This is a genomic window from Methylotenera versatilis 79, assembly GCF_000384375.1.
GTDB classification, from domain to species: domain Bacteria; phylum Pseudomonadota; class Gammaproteobacteria; order Burkholderiales; family Methylophilaceae; genus Methylotenera_A; species Methylotenera_A versatilis_B.
Genome location: NZ_ARVX01000001.1, coordinates 733,716 through 752,195, shown reverse-complemented (window position 1 = coordinate 752,195; position 18,480 = coordinate 733,716). Strand labels below are relative to the sequence as shown.

Sequence of the window (18,480 nt, the reverse complement as noted above, 5' to 3'; positions counted from 1 at the left end):
ATTACCTAAACATATAGCGACGACTTAAGGGTACTTCGTGCGCAGGCTCGCAATAAATGATTTTCCCATCAACCATCACATCAAATGTTTGTGGATTGACCGTTATATTGGGACAAGCACTATTGTGCAACATGTCTTGTTTTTTTAGATTTCGTGTTCCGTGTGCCGCTACCAGCTGTCGTGTTAGCCCTAATTTTTTGCGCAAATCGGAATCAATGGCGAGTTGGTTTACAAAATTAACGGATAAGGAAGCAGGTGCTTTTCCGAAAGCACCCCACTGAGGACGCATTGCAATGGGTTCACACGTCATGAGAGATGCTGCAGAATCGCCCATAGCACCCCAAGCAATAAAACCACCTTTTACGATGACTTCAGGTTTTACCCCAAAAAAAGCAGGGCGCCACAATACGATGTCGGCCAATTTTCCTGACTCTAATGAACCTATGGTGTCGGCAATGCCAAAAGTACGGGCAGCGTTGATTGTATACTTTGCGATGTAGCGTTTAATGCGTTCGTTATCTCCAATTGCACTGGCTTCTTCAGGTAGTCGACCACGCTGATCTTTCATTTTAGAAGCCAACTGCCAAGTCCGACTAATCACTTCATTAATCCGTCCCATGCCTTGACTATCAGACCCCAACATAGAGATTGCACCCATGTCATGTAAGATATCTTCTGCCGCAATGGTTTGTGCACGTATGCGAGATTCCGCAAAGGCCACATCCTCTGCTACTGCAGGGTTTAAATGGTGACAAACCATAATCATGTCTAAATGCTCATCAAAAGTATTGATGGTGTACGGATTAGTTGGGTTGGTGGAAGAGGGTAAACAGTTTTCTTTGCCTGCTACAGCAATAATGTCTGGCGCATGCCCCCCGCCCGCACCTTCAGTGTGATACATGTGTATGGTGCGGTCTTTGATTGCAGCTAAAGTATCTTCAAGAAATCCAGATTCATTTAAAGTGTCTGAGTGTAATTGCACTTGGAAGTCGTATTGGTCAGCCACTGTTAAGCAAGTGTCAATCACGGCAGGCATCGCTCCCCAGTCCTCATGAATTTTTAGGCCAAGGCATCCACCATGGAGTTGATCAATTAAAGATAGCGGTTTACTAGAGTTGCCGCGACCAAGAAAACCAAAATTTAGCGGCCATTGCTCAGATGCTTCGTGCATCCGCGCAACATTCCACTCGCCTCCGCAATCAATGCCAACTGTAATGGGGCCTAATGAACCGCCAATGAGCGTTGTCAGGCCTGAAGATAATGCATGCTCACAAAGCTGTGCTGAATCAAAATGCACATGCACGTCAATGCCACCAGGCGTGGCAATCATACCTTCGGCATCACGTACTGTTGTGGCGGCCCCACAAATCAAATCTGGATGAACACCTTCCATCGTTTGTGGGTTACCGGCCTTGCCTATAGCAACTATTTTTCCAGCTTTAATGCCTATATCACCTTTTATGATGCCTAACACAGGGTCAATCACAAGGGCGTTACAAATAAGCATATCCAGTGAGCCTTGCGCACTGTCTAAGCCTCCCATCATCCCCATGCCATCGCGTAGCGTTTTACCACCACCATGCAGACACTCATCACCTGCAACGGTAAAATCATGTTCAACTTCTGCTAATAATGAAGTATCTCCTAGTCGCACAGCATCGCCTTTCGTCGGGCCAAACATCGCTGCATAATCTTTCCGTGACATTTTTGCCATCATGCACCCCTAAAGCCATTATTGCGTGCGTTTTCTAAGGCTTTTTCACGCTGACCACTTTGATCTAGCGGGCCATCGACTAAGCTGTTTAATCCAAAAATCTCACGTGTTCCACCGAAAGCCACTAGTTCAACAGTTTTTTCATCTCCAGGCTCAAAACGCACCGCAGTACCAGCCGGGATATCTAAATGCATGCCGTATGCCAAATTTCTTTCAAATTGCAATGCACGATTAACTTCAAAAAAATGAAAATGACTGCCGATTTGTATCGGGCGATCTCCCATATTCATTGCTTTAACGGTGGCACGTAAGCGCCCAACATTTAATTCTATATCACCTTCTGCGGTAATGATTTCACCTGGAATGCGGTAGTTCTCAATTGGTTTTTGTAACCCTGGCCGTAAAGGTTCATGTACTGTGATGAGTTTGGTCCCGTCGGGAAAAGAACCTTCTACTTGTAGCATCGGTAACATATTTGCAATGCCAGACAAGACATCATCTTGATTGAGAATGGTTGATCCATATCCAATCAGTTCAGCCACTGACTTGCCTTCTCTGGCACCTTCTAATAGCTCATCTGAAATGATAGCAACAGCTTCTGGATAATTAAGTTTTAACCCTTTGGCAAGTCGTTTGCGCGCAAGCTCAGCTGCACCAAATAAAGTGAGGCGTTCGTATTCAGTTGGGGTTAATAACATAACAACTTTCGAGATTTAAAATTAATTGGCGAACATTCTTGCATCAAGCGCTTCGTGACGTAAGTTACCGATATCAACAGCTAATGTACTTGATGAAATATTCGATAATGCTGGTGCAGGCAAATCAAGCGCCTTAACAATCTGTGTATGCATGTGCATAAGAATGCGCTGTGCATCAATATGGCCTATTAAGCCCAGCCTAAGTGCTGCACTTGTCGCACTGGTACAAAGGGTATGCGCTGAAATGGCACGGGACTCTAGCTCACTCACTCCTAATTTAGCCCATAGATAGCCTTGGGTGACTGCAAGATGTGGGTAGTGCGTGTTAGCGTTTGCAACAATATGCGCATGTAACTTAATAGCACTTGGAGTGCCTAATTTTACGTGTACAGTCATCAATGTTTGACCGAGTCTGCGCGACCCTGTTCTGACTGATTCTGATAAAGTCATTGCCTCTGCAAATGCATCAATTTCAAAAATCTTCATCAAGTTTGAATTAGAACGATGCTCAATAGTTTGAGATGCATACCATGCAGCACTAATAATGGCTTGGTCAAAACTTACCCAGCGATGCAATAATTGTGTTTCTATATAATGCGATACAGATTTTGTATCGCTAATAATTTTGTCGCGATTAAGGGATTCTAGTCCCCATGAAAATGCAGTTGCACCACTTGGGAAAAATGAATCGCTGTGTTGTAAGCTCAGCATTAATCCAAGGTGGTTATTGAGCATCATCAAGTGCCAATGTAATACGACCGTCGATGCATAAATGTTTCAATCTTTCTTGGTAATCTTGAAGTTTGCCTTTTAGTGCTATTTCTAGAATATTTTTGTCGAAGCGCACAGACCAATGCATATTGCCAGCAAAATAGCCTAGCTCTAATGCGGCGGCATTATCTATGGGCGTACAGCGTAACCATTTTGCATCTGCACAACGCACGACAAGTGCGTAATCAGCAGCTAAACTTAGGATGGCGCCGTCGTAAAGCTTTTGTTCGCGCGGTAATGCAATACCACATTCTTTGCCCTTATATGAAACGACTTTTAATCTTTTTCGTTGAATATTGTCGCTCGATAAACTAATGAAATCTAACTTATCTGCATGATCAAGATCATGAAGTTTGTCTGAGTAAGCCTCTTGAGCGCTACTGCCTATGATGTTGGTATAAGTAATCAAATTAATCACCCTAGTTTTACTTGAGTTAAGTATAGTAAAAGCTTGAAGGCATAATCTATACGTCATATTACGTACAATTTTTCTGATCAACTTTATTTATGCTGCATTGTGCGGAATGATGTTGGTTGGTGGCTATTTGCTGATGGCTGGTTAATCAATAGTCAAGTGACAAGCTAAGCCTTGCCATTCTTGGTTCGACGGGATGTGTATGAATATCCTTTACGCCATCAGCCGCTTCGCCTTTTAAGCGCGAGGTATACAGATAATCAATATCAGATACTTTGCGGTTAAACAGATTAAATATATCCAACGACAGATTGATTTTAGAACTAATTTGGTAGCCAATGCGCGCGTTGGTCAGTAACGAGCTATTCGATCTCACACTGTTATCTTCTATCAACGCGCGCGGCCCAAAATAGCGCAAACGCGTAGAGGCAGACCAACCGCTTGGATGATTGATGGCAATGCCAATAGAGGCCGTTTTGGCGATTGAGCCAGGAATATAGTCACCCACTTCATCTGAATCTTTAAAACGCGCACGGGCGATGGCAAAGTCAGCATCAATATAACTCCAACTATTGATAGGAATGTAATTCGTCCACTCTACGCCCACTCTGCGGCTAGGTCGGCTGGCTTCGGTTGCACCGGCATCGCCTATAAACAATAATTCCGAGTCAATATCCAACTGAAATAAAGCCAATGTAGTTTGCCAATTTCCAATAGGATTAGCGCGCCAGCCCAATTCTTTACTAATAGCTTTTACGAGAGGATTCACTTTCTCAGCTGCATCGCCAGAAACTGGGTCAACACGAATAGTTGAGCCTCGAGCATCGTTGCTGTGAAAGCCACGTCCCCAATTGACATAAAACTCGTGCTGTTTGGATGCCTGCCAAGCTAAACCCAGCTTTGGACTGAAAATATTACTGTGCGCTTTACCCGAGTTTTCAGCGATATTGCTATCAATATCAAATTTATAAATATCTTCACGCAAGCCCGTGCTGGCGCGTAGATTTGGCAAAATCTGCCAGTTGCCTTGCCACCATAAGCCAACACTGCCTTGTTTTACGGCATCTTCTCTGGTTGTGCTTAAGCGTTGGCGTGCAACTGTGCGATACAAACCGACATTGCCAATATCATCGTAACGGCCTTGTAGACCGATTTGATGACTGGTTTCCAAGTCTGCAATATTCGCATTAAAACTGCGTATAACTGCACCGCCAAATACATTGCGCTTATCGGCTTGTTCAAATTGGTCGCCGTTTATTGAGTCATCCAAAAAGTAGGTAAAGTTAGAAAATAAATCCAGTTTGTAATGAATCGCATAAGCATTAGCTTGCCATACGCCATCATGCCAATCGGCAGATAAGCTGTATCGGCTGGTTTCGCCGCCATCCGAGGTGTCGATTGCGCCAAAGCGGTTGATTAAGCCAGCGTTAATAGCACGTTTTGGCACTTGGTCTGTGGCATCCCATTTTGAGTTATAACCCATTGCCGTGATATTCCAGCCATGTTCTTCAGTACCCGTGCTGTAACGCAGCAAGCCATTGAATTTTTTAAGATTTTGGCTATTATCCCAAGCGCCATCATAACCTTGTGCTTCTACGGCGTATAAAAATTGACCATCTGTGATACCTTGCGAACCTGCGTTAAACAAACGTTGAAAACCATAACTGCCAAGCGTGAGTTTTGCAATAGATTGCGGTAATGTTTTGGCGTAGTGCAAATGTGTTGAGCCAGCTGCTGAAAAATCGCCCTGTTCCGCATGATAAGCACCTTTTTTAAATTCCAAACTGTCAATTAATTCTGGCATTAACCAATTAGAATCAATATAACCTTGGCCGTGCGCATGTGTCGGCATATTAAGCGGCATACCATCTAACCAAACGGCAAAATCGGTACCGTGATCGAGATTAAAGCCACGCAAATAATATTGATTGGCTTTGCCATCGCCCGAATGCTGGCTAACAATCAAGCCAGGCACTTGCTCTAACACTTCACCAGGGCGAGAGTGTGGGATATTACTGATGCGGTGGTTACTGATCACGCCTTCGCTGGCGGTATCCGCAATGCCGATTAAATTTTCGCGAACGGCAGTGACTTTGATATCTTCGGTTTTAATACTTTCAAATTGAATCTGCTCAAGATTAAATGATTCAGCGAGAACGTTTGTAGATAATAAGACTAGGTATGCACTTGAATAAAACGACGGTTTGTTTTTACGGGCCATAACTTACTTAAGATGAATGATTTTTTGATGATAATCGAGCAGTGAATATGCGTTAATACGTCATACTGCGTACAGGTTTTTTCTCCGATTTTAATTATGATAGTATTGGGTGATTCAACCATGTGGCATGGTTGTTGCTGTCGTATATGTACTAAACGCTTTACTTGATAAGGATAATGGTTGATGTGGTGGTTGAATTGAAGACAACGGATCTAACTGCTACCACACAGGGCAATACCGAACCAACACAGCGAATCGTTAAAATTCGCCGTGATTACAACACGTGGGTAGCAAACGAAAGTATTGAAGATTACGCGCTACGATTCACGCCGCGCTCATTCCGCAAATGGTCAATCTTGCGCGTTTCAAATACGGCTTTAGGTGCGATCTCATTTTTAGTGTTAGAAGCAATTGGCGGCACAATCGCGGTTAATTACGGTGTAATCAACGCACTTTGGGCGATTTTAGCAGTCGGCATGATTATCTTTTTAACCGGTCTGCCGATTAGCTACTACGCCGCTAAATATGGCCTAGACATGGATTTGCTCACACGCGGTGCAGGTTTTGGCTATATCGGCTCCACCATTTCATCGTTTATTTACGCGTCGTTTACCTTTATCTTATTTGCGCTAGAAGCCGCGATTATGGCTTACGCGCTTGAGCTATATTTTCATATGCCACTGTATATCGGTTACTTAGTCAGCGCGCTGGTTGTCATTCCGCTGGTCACACATGGCGTCACGCTAATCAGCCGTATTCAAATGATTACGCAACCAATCTGGTTGATTTTGATGTGTTTACCATTTATTGCGATACTGCATCAAGACCCACTTATATTCTCCAAAGTATTAGCATTTTCTGGCGTTTCTGGCAGTTCAGGTGAATTTAATCTGCTCATGTTTGGTGCAGCAACTGCGGTTGGTGTGGCATTAATTCCCCAAATTGGTGAACAAGTGGATTTTTTACGCTTTATGCCAGAAAAAACCGCCAAAAACCGTTGGCGCTGGAATTTTGGCGTATTAATGGCTGGGCCAGGATGGGTTTTTTTGGGCATGCTGAAAATGTTGGGTGGCGTGCTATTGGCGTATTTGGTCATTCAAAGTGATCTGTCGTTTGAGCAGGCGGTTAATCCGACCCATATGTATTTGGTCGGGTTTGGTTATGCATTTAGTTCACACGAAATCGCCTTAGCGGCCACCACTTTATTTGTGGTGATTTCACAGGTTAAGGTGAATATGACCAATGCCTATGCGGGTTCATTGGCATGGTCCAATTTTTTTGCACGGCTTACACACAGTCATCCTGGTCGCGTCGTATGGGTGGTATTTAATGCGCTGATTGCCATTATGTTGATGGAATTAGATGTATTCAAAGCCCTTGAGCAAGTATTGGGGCTTTATTCTAATATTGCGATTGCCTGGATTACCGCTGTAGTTGCCGATTTAGTCATCAATAAGCCGTTAGGTTTAAGCCCAAAAGGAATTGAATTTAGGCGTGCATATTTGTACGATATTAATCCTGTTGGTGTGGGTGCGATGTTTTTGGCATCTGCAGTATCGATTGCAGCGTTTTCGGGCATATTTGGCGAAGAAGCTAAAGCGTTTTCTTCCTTTATCGCTTTGATTACCGCGCTGGTGACTTCACCACTTATCGCGTGGTTAACCAAAGGTAAATATTACATCGCGCGCAAGCAATATAGTTTTCCAGTGAAAACGCGCACGCAAAAATGCGTGATTTGCGAGCGAGATTATGAAACCGACGATATGGCACATTGCCCAGCGTATCAAGGCGCGATTTGCTCGCTATGTTGTTGTTTAGATGCGCGATGTAACGACGCCTGCAAGCCGCAAGCGCGGTTATCGCAGCAGTGGTTAAACGCAAGCAAATTTATGTTACCAGAATGGATATGGCCGCATCTCAAAGGTGGGGTGGCACATTATCTTTTATTGATGTTTATCGCGCTGGCATTTTTTGGCGCATTGCTGGGTTTGATTTACTTTCATGAAACGATAACGCTAAAAGAAAACTCCTCTGCCTTATTGCCACAATTGCAGGCAGGTTATCTAAAAGTATTTGCATCGCTGGTTTTTGCCAGTGGCATTATTGCCTGGTGGTTAGTGTTAACTACTGAAAGTCGCCGCGTGGCACAGGAGGAATCGAATCGTCAAACAGGGCTTTTATTGCGCGAGATTGATTTACATAAGCAGACCGATAACGAATTACAGTTGGCAAGGCATCTTGCAGAGCAAGCCAACCAAGCCAAAAGTCGCTATATCACGGGGATTAGTCACGAATTAAGAACGCCGCTAAATAGCATTTTGGGTTATGCACAATTGCTGGATAACGATAGTTCGATTCCCCTGCACCGCAAGCACGCGATTCGTGTGGTGCGGCGCAGTGGTGAGCACTTACTATCGTTAATTGAAGGCACGCTGGATATTGCGCTGATTGAAAGTGGAAAACTGACGTTTGATATCAAGCCGATTAAATTTCGCGAATTTATTAGCCAAATCGTCAGCATGTTTGAGTTGCAAGCGCGTAATAAAGGCCTGGATTTTAAGTATGAAGCAATTGGCGAATTGCCAACTGTTGTTAAAGCCGACCAAAAACGATTAACGCAGATTTTGATTAATATACTGGGTAATGCCGTTAAATTTACCAAAGCGGGCAGCATTACTTTCCGCGTGCGTTATGTGCGCGAGATCGCTTATATCGAGATAAAAGATACTGGCCCCGGCATTACACGCGCAGAATATAACAAAATATTTGAGCCATTTTCACGCGGCAGTGCAGCCAATCAAATCAATATCGGCGGTACTGGGCTTGGTTTGACGATTAGCAAATTACTTACCGAGTTAATGGGCGGCGAGCTAAATTTCACCAGCGAAATCGGCAAAGGGACGACTTTTCAGATTCGATTATTTCTATCGCAAGTACATCATTTAGAAGAAATCGATACCAACGTTTTCGCTAATCGTGTGACCTATCTAGGTGCTAGGCGCAAAGTATTGGTGGTGGATAATGAGCAAGTGGATAGGGAACTGTTGGTGAATATTTTGGCACCACTGGGCTTTGAAATGGCGCAAGCGGCCACAGGTCAAGAGTGTCTGGATATTTATGAAGCGTTTAACCCAGATGTTATCCTGATGGACTTAGCCATGCCGGTAATGGATGGCTGGGAAGCGGCCTATGTCATCCGTAAAGTGCACCAATCGCCCATCCCGATTGGCATTGTCTCGGCCAATGCCTATGATAAAAACCTTGAAAATGCAGCAGGAATCGCTAGCGAAGACTTTATCGTCAAGCCAGTGAATGTAGAGGAATTGTTAAATTGGCTGGGCAATCGATTGAATCTGGAATGGATAACCGATACGACGATGGCGGAAAATTTACTGCAAAATCAAGATGATATAGTTGATCATAGCAAAATGGTTATGCCCCCTGAAAAAACATTAACTGAATTGTTGGAGTTGATTAATCTTGGCTATATAAAAGGCATCAATGGTAAGCTGGACGAAATTATTTTAATTGACCCTATTTATTCGGGTTTCGTAGAGCTTATGCGAAAGTTCTCTAGCCAGTTCCAGATCGATATCATGAAAAACTTTATACAAGAAATTAAAGCATGAGTAAACCAGATTTAAACCGACATCAATCGTCCGTTGTGCTGATTGTGGATGATGTGATGGATAATTTAGCCGTGCTGCACGATGCGCTTGATGAGTCTGGTTATACCGTGCTGATCGCGAATAACGGTAAAGTAGCGATTGAGCGCGCAGAGGCTGCACAACCAGAAATTATTTTGTTAGACGCCATGATGCCGGAGATGGACGGTTTTGAAGTCTGCCGCAAATTAAAAGCGAATGCTAAAACCAGCCATATTCCGGTGATTTTTATGACAGGTTTAACCGAATCGGAGCACGTAGTAGCTGCTTTTCAAGCTGGCGGTACTGATTATGTGACGAAACCGATTCGCACCACTGAAGTGATTGCAAGAATTGCTGCGCATCTCAAAACTTCACGTCAAGTACATCAAGCGCGCGGTGCGTTGGATGCGTTTGGTCAGGCGGCCATCGCCATCACTCCGCAAAATGGCAAAATTGTTTGGCAAACACCACTGGCACGGCAGTGGATACAGAGTTATTTTTTTCCGGATAATGAAGTCAGTGAGTTTGTGACGCCTTCGCCCGTATTCAATTGGATTGCTTCTGCTTATCAGGCTGATGCTTCTGGCAAAACATTGCAAGCGATGACGATTATTCAAAGTACAAAACGTTTAAGTTTTAGCCCGGCGGATATCAGTAGCGATGAACAATGGGTCATTGTGCTGAGGGAAGAATCAGATACAGCGCAGATTGAAGCATTGATGCTGACTTTTAAGCTAACAAAACGCGAATCGGAAGTGCTTTATTGGGCGATTAAAGGTAAAACCAGCCGTGATATTGGCGATATATTAAGCAGTAGCCCAAGAACGATTAATAAGCACTTGGAACACGTTTTTGTGAAGTTAGGTGTTGAGACAAGAACGGCTGCAGCATCTCTTGCTGCTTCAAAATTACGCGGTTTTAACTAGCAGATATAAATAAGTGTTTGAAATTAAAAAAGGCCTTTAAGGCCTTTTTATTTACAGTATTAATTATTTAACGTATCTGGTACAAGTGAACAAAAACGCACAGACCACGACCAGCACACCTAATAAATAATAAATACCCACAGCGCCAACAAAGTCCAAAATACTCTCCGATATAAATTTACAATTGATTAAAAAGTATTGCGCCAAAAAACTTGCGTACAAATAACTTACGTAAGTTCTGGTGCTAATTTTCGGATAATATTTTAGCTTAACTTAAAAAAATATCAAATACCCGTGAGTAAATACTAATTACTTGCGGTAAAAGTTTCACATAATTGGCATTTTTTAGAACTCAACCATTTCAAATTCTGCTTTAGTCACACCGCATTCTGGGCATGACCAATCGGCTGGCACATCTTCCCAGCGTGTACCTGGCGCAATGCCGTCATCAGGCCAACCTTTTTCTTCTTCGTAAATAAAGCCACATACAACACACATCCAAGATTTCATTTATTTTCCAATGATTTAAGTGGTTAACTCAAAGTTCTTATTATTTTAATTTAGCGATAACACATTCATTATAAATGGTTAATTTAACAAGGTGAACGCTTAGTTAACCACTATTAAACCTCAATTTTTCATAAAAATAGCCCACTTGCGTGGGCTATTAACTCGACTTAAGTGTTAACTAAAAAACTTATTACGCTGCAGCAAGTGCCTTTTTAACACCTTCTGCATATGCGGGGTCGGCCTTTTCAAACTGGGCTAACATGCGCTCTTGAATACTGGCATTCGCGGTTGATAATCCACCAGCAATATTGTCAAATAATTGCGCTTTTTGGCTGTTATTCATAATGCGGAATAAATTACCTGCTTGCGTGAAATAGTCCTCAGCATCTTGGCTGTGATAGCCAATCCAAGCGTCGCCTAACACCGGCATTGGTGGCGGTGTAACTTGCGGTGCAGGCACTGGCGCACCGTCATTTGCTCTATCATTGGGGAAAAAGTTCGAAGCACTAACGGTATTCACTTGACTGCCAAAACTTGCTTCGCCGTTTTCGCTGCCATGACCAACAGGACAACCCATTCCTGCAAATGCGCCATCACGTTGATAGTGATTGACTGGGCATTTTGGCGCATTGATTGGAATCTGATTCACATTTGCGCCAACTCGATAGCGATGTGCATCTTGATAAGCCAATAAACGACCTTGCAACATTTTGTCAGGCGATGCATTAATGCCGGGCACAAAATTACTTGGCGCAAATGCCACCTGTTCGGTTTCTGCAAAATAATTGTTCACGTTTTTGTTTAACTCTAATTGGCCAATCTCAATTAAAGGATAGTCTTTGTGCGGCCATACTTTAGTCAAATCAAAAGGATTAATGCCGTAAGTGCGTGCATCAGCCTCGCTCATTATTTGTACTTTTACCGTCCAACTTGGAAACTCTCTACGGTCAATCGCCTCGACCAAATCTTTTTGCGCGCCGTTTACAGGCATTTTTGCGGCTTCATCATTGGTTAAAGTTTTAATGCCTTGATTGGTTTTAAAGTGCCATTTGCACCAAACGCGTTCACCTTTTGCATTATAAAAGCTTAATGTATGACTGCTAAAACCGTGCACGTGACGATAGGATAATGGAATGCCACGATCAGACATCAAGATTGTCATCTGATGTAATGATTGCGGGTGATTCGCCCAAAATTCAAACGCATTGGCTGGGTTGGGTAAATTGGTGCGCGCATCTTTTTTCTGGCTATGGATAAAGTCTGGAAACTTGATTGGATCATTTAAAAAGAATACCGGTGTATTGTTGCCCACCATATCCCAATTACCTTCTTGGGTATAAAACTTGATTGAAAAGCCACGTGGGTCACGGGCGTAATCGTTAGAATCTTGCCCGCCACCTACCGTTGAAAAGCGTAAAAATACATCAGTTTGCTGACCAACCTCTTGTAAAAAGTGAGCAATCGTGTGGTCTTTTAAGCTTTTAGTCACAGTAAAAGTACCGTGAGCCGCCGTACCGCGTGCGTGCACCACGCGCTCAGGAATACGCTCGCGATTAAAGTGGGCTAATTTCTCAAATAAATAATGGTTATCAAACGTTAATGGACCGCGCGGGCCAACCGAAATACTATTATTATCATCTGGAACTGGTGCGCCTGCTGAGGTGGTTAGTGTTGTTTTACTCATACTGCTCTCCTTGATAAAGATTTTGCTCACTATAAAACTGTTTTTTGGATTAATTTATTTTGTGTCATGAATGTACTAGATTAATAAACCAGCGCATAAGTTGCCAGCAGCTCAATAAGCACTTGGTTTGTTGAATTAAATGGTTGTTTTAACATGTGCAGCTCCTTTTCAATCGTTCTGTTAATTATTGGCTTAATTTTAGTGTTAAGTTTTACGGTTAATTCTTTTTCAACACGATATTGATAACATGAAGTGCATTTTAGAGCAGTTATTTTGCTTTGTATAATTGTCTATTTTGATACCATTGATAAATAAAATTAATCAATGTAAGATTATTGATGATGATAAATTTTACTAATTCTAATGGAAAAAAATGACTTTAATCGAGCTTAAATTTGTAATGGCAGTAGCACAAGAGCGTAATTTTAGGCGCGCGGCCGAGAAATGTTTTGTGACGCAACCCGCATTAAGTTTAGGCATAAAAAAACTAGAAGATGAATTAAACGTGATGATTTTTGAGCGTAGCCGCAGCGATGTGACGCCAACGGAAATCGGCGCACAAATCATTGAGCAAGCATCACGCGTGCTAGAAGAAGCCGCGCGCATTAAGCAATTGGCGGAATTGGGCAAAAACCAATTAAAGGGCGCATTAAAACTTGGCATGATTCATTCAGTTGGGCCGTATTTATTGCCAGAGATTATTCCCATTTTGCGCAAAACAGCACCAGATATGCCGCTAGAAGTAGAAGAGAATTTAACCGCGAATCTTGAGGCGCAGTTGCGTAATGGCGTGATTGATGTGGCGATTGTTGCATTACCATTCGATGTGCCTGGCTTGCAATACAAAGCGCTGTACGATGAAGAGTTTGATGTGGTGGTGCCGATTCATCATCATTGGGCGACGCGTAAACAGATTAATCCAGAAGAATTATCCGATGAAAAAGTCTTGTTACTAAACAGCGGGCACTGCTTTAGTAATCAAGTTACACAAGCTTGCCCAGAGTTATCGCGCAAAGGTGAAGTTTTACAAGGTAACTCGCTAGAAACCATCCGAAATATGGTGGCTTCTAATTTGGGCATCACGGTTCTGCCTTGTTCTGCAACGGCAGAACGTTACAATAATCCATTAATTAAAGTAATCCCATTTACCAGCCCAGCGCCCACCAGACGCATCGCGATTGCTTGGCGGAAAAGTTTTGTGCGGGTGGAAACAGTGGAAAAAATCGTCGATGCGATTAAAGCGATTCGTTCTGATTATATGAATATGATTGCTTGAGTTTGGGTGTTAAAAAAGAGTTAAGTCAAACCACTAAATTTAAGTAAAGTGAGTGATTTAGAGTTGAATAACCGAAACTAAAATACAGGGAAATTGACGTTCAATAAGTTAATAACACACGATAACCCGCAACGGATAAAGCGTGCACATTAATCGCCAGCTTAATACGCTCTTCGTCATGTGCCCCAATGCCTTTTGCAGGGTCTGTTGTTGGCTGTAAATACTCTTGCGGCTTAACCAGTTTTCTCAATACAGGTTTATCTTCAGCATCGGTGAGCGTTAATTCAATATTGGGATACGCCTGCACATGATTGGAGTTATTAATAATTAAGCTAGAAAAATCAACTACATCTTGATGAATTTGACTTTCTTGCATATCCGAGTCATCAATGCTGAGTAAATCTAACTGTTGCGGTAAATGGATTTTACAGCGTAGATGTTCACAGGCTTGTACTAAATAAGGCTTAAATTGTGGATAATCGGCAGCAATTTTAGAGCGTAAAAAATAAGCGCTTTGTAAAATTGCCGCAAGCAATAATAAGCAATTAATCGCGATTAACCAGAAATTACGTTTTGGTTTTGTTAGCTGAAATTTAGGATCTGCGGTCAGGTCTTCTATTAAGATAGGCGCGCGAATGGATTCAATATCCACATCATCTTCTGAAATGATGATGGGTGTGAGATTGCTAATATAGGGATTACGCGTTGTGTCAATCGAGCCCAAATTGGCTTGTGCAAGTTCTGATGAGGTTAAGTCGGATAAGTCTGGCACGCCTTCCAACACAACATTTAATTTTTGACTAATCGGTTTTTCGTCGGTATTGCTAATGGGTAGCGACTTTATAGGTTCGCTAGCTGTTGATTCAACAGCTGAGGCTTCAATTTCTATATCGTTTGTTAAGGTTGGATTTGGTTCGATTTTAGAATCTGCAGCCAATTCAGTATTGGCATATTCTGCTGGAGTGTACAGATCTGAGTCGTGCTCAGTCGAATCTGATTCGGCTACTATATTTTCTGTTGCGCCATCTTCTGCTACGCTATATTCCTCAACACTTTGAATATCGTCAGAAACTTCGGTTAACCGGTTTTTTGCATTAAAAACATGATTGCAATTGCCGCATTGCACTTTGCCGCGATACGCTTTTAAGTGCTCTTTCGTGATTAGAAACTGCGTTTCGCAAGCGGGGCATGCGGTGATGTAATTCATTTTTTAGTGCCGGTTAGCAACACCCAAGCATCGCGTTGATGTGGCGCATCCATGGTAAACCATTCGCTATAACGTTCAATCAATGCGTCAGTTTGGGTTTCTAGTATGCCAGATAATGCTAATTTTCCACCAGCTTTGCAGTATTTTGCAAGTGCGGGCGCTAATACCATTAACGCGCTAGATAAAATATTCGCCACAACTACATCAAAGGTTTCATGGCTGAAAGTGTCAGCATCAAAAAAATCTGCATCTACTTGATTTTGCTCTGCATTATAGCGGCTGGCTACAATTGCTTGCGAGTCGATATCTACACCAACCACTTGCTGTGCGCCTAATTTTTTAGCCGCAATAGCTAGAATGCCTGAACCACAACCGTAATCTAAAACGCTTGGGCTCGGCATGGTTTTAGTTAACCATTCCAAACATAAATGCGTAGTAGGGTGGCTGCCCGTACCAAAAGCTAAACCTGGATCTAATACGATATTAATCGCTTCTTGATTCGCAGTTTGTTGCCATTCTGACTGATGCCAAGTTGGCACGATCCACAATTTATCGGTAATTTTAATCGGGTCAAATTGCGCTTGCGTGCTGCGTACCCAATCTTGTTCGGCGATTATTTCCGTCGCATACTGAAAGCTTTCAATGGCGGTAGCGGCACTTAATTGCTGAATCACTTGTGCGACATCTACTGCGTCATCAAACATGGCGGTGACGATATTTTGCTGCCAAATACCCGGCGGTGGATCTCCAGGTTCACCAAACAATGCTTGTTCTGCCTGAGTTTCTGCGTTGGCATCTTCAATACTGCAAGATAGTGCGCCCAAATCCATTAATGCGTCGCTTATGGTATCGGCATTATGTTCATTTGCTTGAATTTTAAGTAATAGCCACGCCATTATGTATTTTTACAGGTTAAGTTGTTGCAGATTAAAACAGAAAGATTACTTATGACTAATCCCCAATTTCTGCTCAAGATAATGAATGCTGGTACCGCCTAGATGAAACGCAGCATCTGCCATTAAATCTGCATGCAGCGGAATATTGGTTTTAATGCCATCCACTAGCATTTCAGATAATGCGATACGCATACGGGCAATTGCTTGTTCACGTGTTGCGCCATGCGTAATCAGTTTGCAAATCATCGAATCGTAATGCGGCGGAACGGTGTATCCCGAATAAACGTGCGTATCGATACGCACACCTGGGCCGCCAGGCATATGAAATGTCGTTAATTTGCCAGGCGAAGGTACAAAGCTGTATGGATCTTCGGCGTTAATACGACATTCAATCGCATGGCCGCGCAGCACGATATCTTTTTGGCGGAATTTTAATTTTTCGCCAGCGGCAACAAAAATTTGCTGCTGCACTAAATCAATACCCGTAATCATCTCAGTTACTGTGTGCTCAACTTGCAAACGCGTATTCATTTCAATGAAATAAAACTCACCATTTTCATACAAAAATTCAAATGTACCTGCGCCACGATATTTGATTTTGCGACAGGCTTCTGCGCAGCGCTCACCAATTTTGTCACGAATACGCGCACTTAAAAGTGGTGATGGTGCTTCTTCAATAATTTTTTGGTGACGGCGCTGCATAGAGCAATCACGATCGCCTAAAAATACCGCATTACCATGCTGGTCGGCCAAAATCTGTATCTCGATATGGCGTGGATTCTCTAAAAACTTTTCCATGTAAACCATCGGGTTGCCAAAAGCCGCTTGCGCTTCTGCTTTAGTCATATTCACGGCATTAATTAGTGCCGCTTCTGTGTGTACGACACGCATGCCACGTCCGCCACCGCCACCAGCCGCTTTGATGATCACGGGATAACCTACTTTTTTAGCGGTTTTGATGATTTCTATTGGGTCATCCGGCAGTGCACCTTCAGAGCCTGGCACACAAGGAACACCAGCAGCTTTCATGGCATTTTTGGCGGAAACCTTATCGCCCATCAGGCGAATAGTTTCTGCACGCGGGCCGATAAATACGAAACCGCTTTGTTCAACGCGCTCAGCAAAATCGGCATTTTCAGACAAAAAACCATATCCAGGATGAATGGCTTGTGCGTCAGTTACTTCTGCCGCGCTAATCACAGCAGGAATATTTAAATAACTTAAGCTAGAGGAAGCAGGGCCAATACAAACGGACTCGTCTGCTAACTTAACGTATTTAGCTTCTTTATCGGCAACAGAATGCACAGCAACTGTTTTAATACCCAATTCGCGACAAGCGCGTTGTACTCGTAGCGCAATCTCGCCACGGTTTGCAATTAATATTTTTTCAAACATGTTTAATTAACCAATCAGTCTTAATCATTATCGAATCTAGGCTATTCAATAATGAAAAGTGGTTCACCGTACTCTACGGGCTGGCCATTTTCTAATAATATTTTCTTCACTACGCCAGCAACGTCAGACTCAATCTCGTTGAGCAATTTCATCGCTTCAATAATACATAAGGTATCACCAATGGCGACTTTAGTGCCTACATCAACGAATGGTTTAGAATCAGGCGATGATGAACGATAAAACGTACCAACCATCGGCGATTTAACAATTTGACCTTCTATTTCTGCAACAACAGGCGTTGCAGCAACTGGCAACGGAGTTGTTTGAGCAACTGGCGCAGTTTGTTGTGCTGACATATAAGGTGCTGTCGTATATTGCACAGGCGCTTGGTTTGGCATCAGTGCGCGACTAATGCGGACTTTTTCTTCGCCTTCGGTTAATTCCAGCTCAGAAATGCCAGACTCCTCTACCAAATCGATCAATTTTTTTAGTTTACGTAAATCCATAATAACCTCGAGATAATCTATTTATAAGAATTTTTATTAGAATAATATTTAAATAATAATGGCTTAATAGAGAAATTAAGCCGGTTTTTTGTTGAATTGATTGATTGCGTAATTCAGTGCTGCGATATAGCCATCTGCACCCAAGCCGCTAATCACACCAACGGCAATATCGCTAAAATAAGAGTGATGTCTAAAACTTTCCCGCGCAAACACATTGGATAAATGCACTTCAATAAATGGTGTTTTAATTGCAGAGAGTGCATCGCGAATGGCAATGGAAGTATGCGTGAACGCCGCGGGGTTGATAATGACAAAATCGACGGAGTTAACCGCTAATGACTGTATTTTAGCAACAATATCGGCTTCTGAATTGCTTTGATGCGTTTCTAAATTAATATTAATATTCGCTTGTTGCGCTAACGATTTCAAACTGTCGTTAATCGCATCTAGCGTTAAACTGCCGTAATGCTCTGGTTCACGCAAGCCTAATAAATTTAAATTTGGGCCATGCAACACCAATACAGAACGAGCCACCATTATTTAGCTGCCTTTAATTGCAGATTGATTAATGAAGGCTCTGTTAATAACGGCTGGATTAAATGTATTTTTGACGC

At 42.7% G+C, this 18,480-nt stretch carries 15 protein-coding genes; 3 read left to right on the top strand and 12 right to left on the bottom strand.

Going from position 1 to position 18,480, the window contains the following annotated elements:
- Position 1 precedes the first annotated feature (1 nt).
- The 5 genes from ureC to METVE_RS0103845 all read right to left on the bottom strand — a co-directional run bounded on the left by ureC (position 2) and on the right by METVE_RS0103845 (position 5,819).
- The gene (gene ureC, locus METVE_RS0103865) at positions 2 to 1,714 is read right to left on the bottom strand and encodes an urease subunit alpha (RefSeq protein WP_020167131.1); all 1,713 of its coding nucleotides are present in this window, start codon (positions 1,712 to 1,714) and stop codon (positions 2 to 4) included.
- Complete coding sequence (gene ureB / locus METVE_RS0103860; protein WP_020184181.1) at positions 1,714 to 2,412, bottom strand: urease subunit beta; 699 nt, start codon at positions 2,410 to 2,412, stop codon at positions 1,714 to 1,716. Before ureB ends, ureC begins: the two co-directional genes overlap by 1 nt.
- Before the next feature lie 21 nt (positions 2,413 to 2,433).
- Positions 2,434 to 3,150 carry an urease accessory protein UreF gene (locus METVE_RS0103855; protein ID WP_020167130.1) on the bottom strand — a complete coding sequence of 239 codons (717 nt, stop codon included), beginning with the start codon at positions 3,148 to 3,150 and terminating at the stop codon, positions 2,434 to 2,436.
- Positions 3,137 to 3,601 (bottom strand): urease accessory protein UreE, encoded by a 465-nt coding sequence (locus tag METVE_RS0103850; RefSeq protein WP_020167129.1) that lies wholly within the window; start codon positions 3,599 to 3,601, stop codon positions 3,137 to 3,139. The genes METVE_RS0103855 and METVE_RS0103850 overlap by 14 nt, the downstream gene beginning before the upstream one ends.
- 145 nt (positions 3,602 to 3,746) lie before the next feature.
- Positions 3,747 to 5,819 (bottom strand): TonB-dependent receptor, encoded by a 2,073-nt coding sequence (locus tag METVE_RS0103845; RefSeq protein ID WP_020167128.1) that lies wholly within the window; start codon positions 5,817 to 5,819, stop codon positions 3,747 to 3,749.
- Positions 5,820 to 5,995: 176 nt separating this feature from the next.
- Between METVE_RS0103845 and METVE_RS0103840 the strand changes: the two genes are divergently transcribed.
- Complete coding sequence (locus METVE_RS0103840) at positions 5,996 to 9,448, top strand: hybrid sensor histidine kinase/response regulator (RefSeq protein ID WP_020167127.1); 3,453 nt, start codon at positions 5,996 to 5,998, stop codon at positions 9,446 to 9,448.
- A complete protein-coding gene (locus METVE_RS0103835; protein WP_020167126.1) occupies positions 9,445 to 10,392 on the top strand; it encodes a response regulator transcription factor in 948 nt (315 codons plus the stop codon). Before METVE_RS0103840 ends, METVE_RS0103835 begins: the two co-directional genes overlap by 4 nt.
- A 345-nt stretch (positions 10,393 to 10,737) precedes the next feature.
- Here METVE_RS0103835 and METVE_RS0103830 read toward each other — a convergent pair whose 3' ends face one another.
- Both METVE_RS0103830 and METVE_RS0103825 read right to left on the bottom strand, forming a co-directional pair.
- Positions 10,738 to 10,902: a rubredoxin gene (locus METVE_RS0103830; RefSeq protein ID WP_020167125.1), complete on the bottom strand. Its 165-nt coding sequence runs from the start codon at positions 10,900 to 10,902 to the stop codon at positions 10,738 to 10,740.
- Positions 10,903 to 11,092: 190 nt separating this feature from the next.
- Entirely contained in the window at positions 11,093 to 12,586 is a 1,494-nt protein-coding gene (locus METVE_RS0103825) for a catalase (protein ID WP_020167124.1), read from the bottom strand.
- A gap of 373 nt (positions 12,587 to 12,959) precedes the next feature.
- On the opposite strand from METVE_RS0103825, the gene METVE_RS0103820 reads away from it, so the two are divergent.
- Positions 12,960 to 13,862 (top strand): hydrogen peroxide-inducible genes activator, encoded by a 903-nt coding sequence (locus METVE_RS0103820; RefSeq protein WP_020167123.1) that lies wholly within the window; start codon positions 12,960 to 12,962, stop codon positions 13,860 to 13,862.
- Positions 13,863 to 13,962: 100 nt separating this feature from the next.
- Here METVE_RS0103820 and METVE_RS0103815 read toward each other — a convergent pair whose 3' ends face one another.
- From METVE_RS0103815 to aroQ, 5 genes are all read right to left on the bottom strand, one after another.
- Entirely contained in the window at positions 13,963 to 15,069 is a 1,107-nt protein-coding gene (locus METVE_RS0103815) for a zinc-ribbon and DUF3426 domain-containing protein (RefSeq protein ID WP_020167122.1), read from the bottom strand.
- On the bottom strand, positions 15,066 to 15,965 hold the full coding sequence (gene prmA, locus METVE_RS0103810; protein WP_020167121.1) for a 50S ribosomal protein L11 methyltransferase: 900 nt from the start codon (positions 15,963 to 15,965) through the stop codon (positions 15,066 to 15,068). The genes METVE_RS0103815 and prmA overlap by 4 nt, the downstream gene beginning before the upstream one ends.
- Before the next feature lie 45 nt (positions 15,966 to 16,010).
- Complete coding sequence (gene accC / locus METVE_RS0103805; protein WP_020167120.1) at positions 16,011 to 17,360, bottom strand: acetyl-CoA carboxylase biotin carboxylase subunit; 1,350 nt, start codon at positions 17,358 to 17,360, stop codon at positions 16,011 to 16,013.
- A 41-nt stretch (positions 17,361 to 17,401) separates the two neighbouring features.
- A complete protein-coding gene (gene accB / locus METVE_RS0103800; RefSeq protein WP_020167119.1) occupies positions 17,402 to 17,866 on the bottom strand; it encodes an acetyl-CoA carboxylase biotin carboxyl carrier protein in 465 nt (154 codons plus the stop codon).
- 75 nt (positions 17,867 to 17,941) lie between these two features.
- Positions 17,942 to 18,403, bottom strand: a complete 462-nt coding sequence (aroQ, locus tag METVE_RS0103795) for a type II 3-dehydroquinate dehydratase (RefSeq protein ID WP_020167118.1) — start codon at positions 18,401 to 18,403, stop codon at positions 17,942 to 17,944.
- Positions 18,404 to 18,480: the final 77 nt, after the last annotated feature.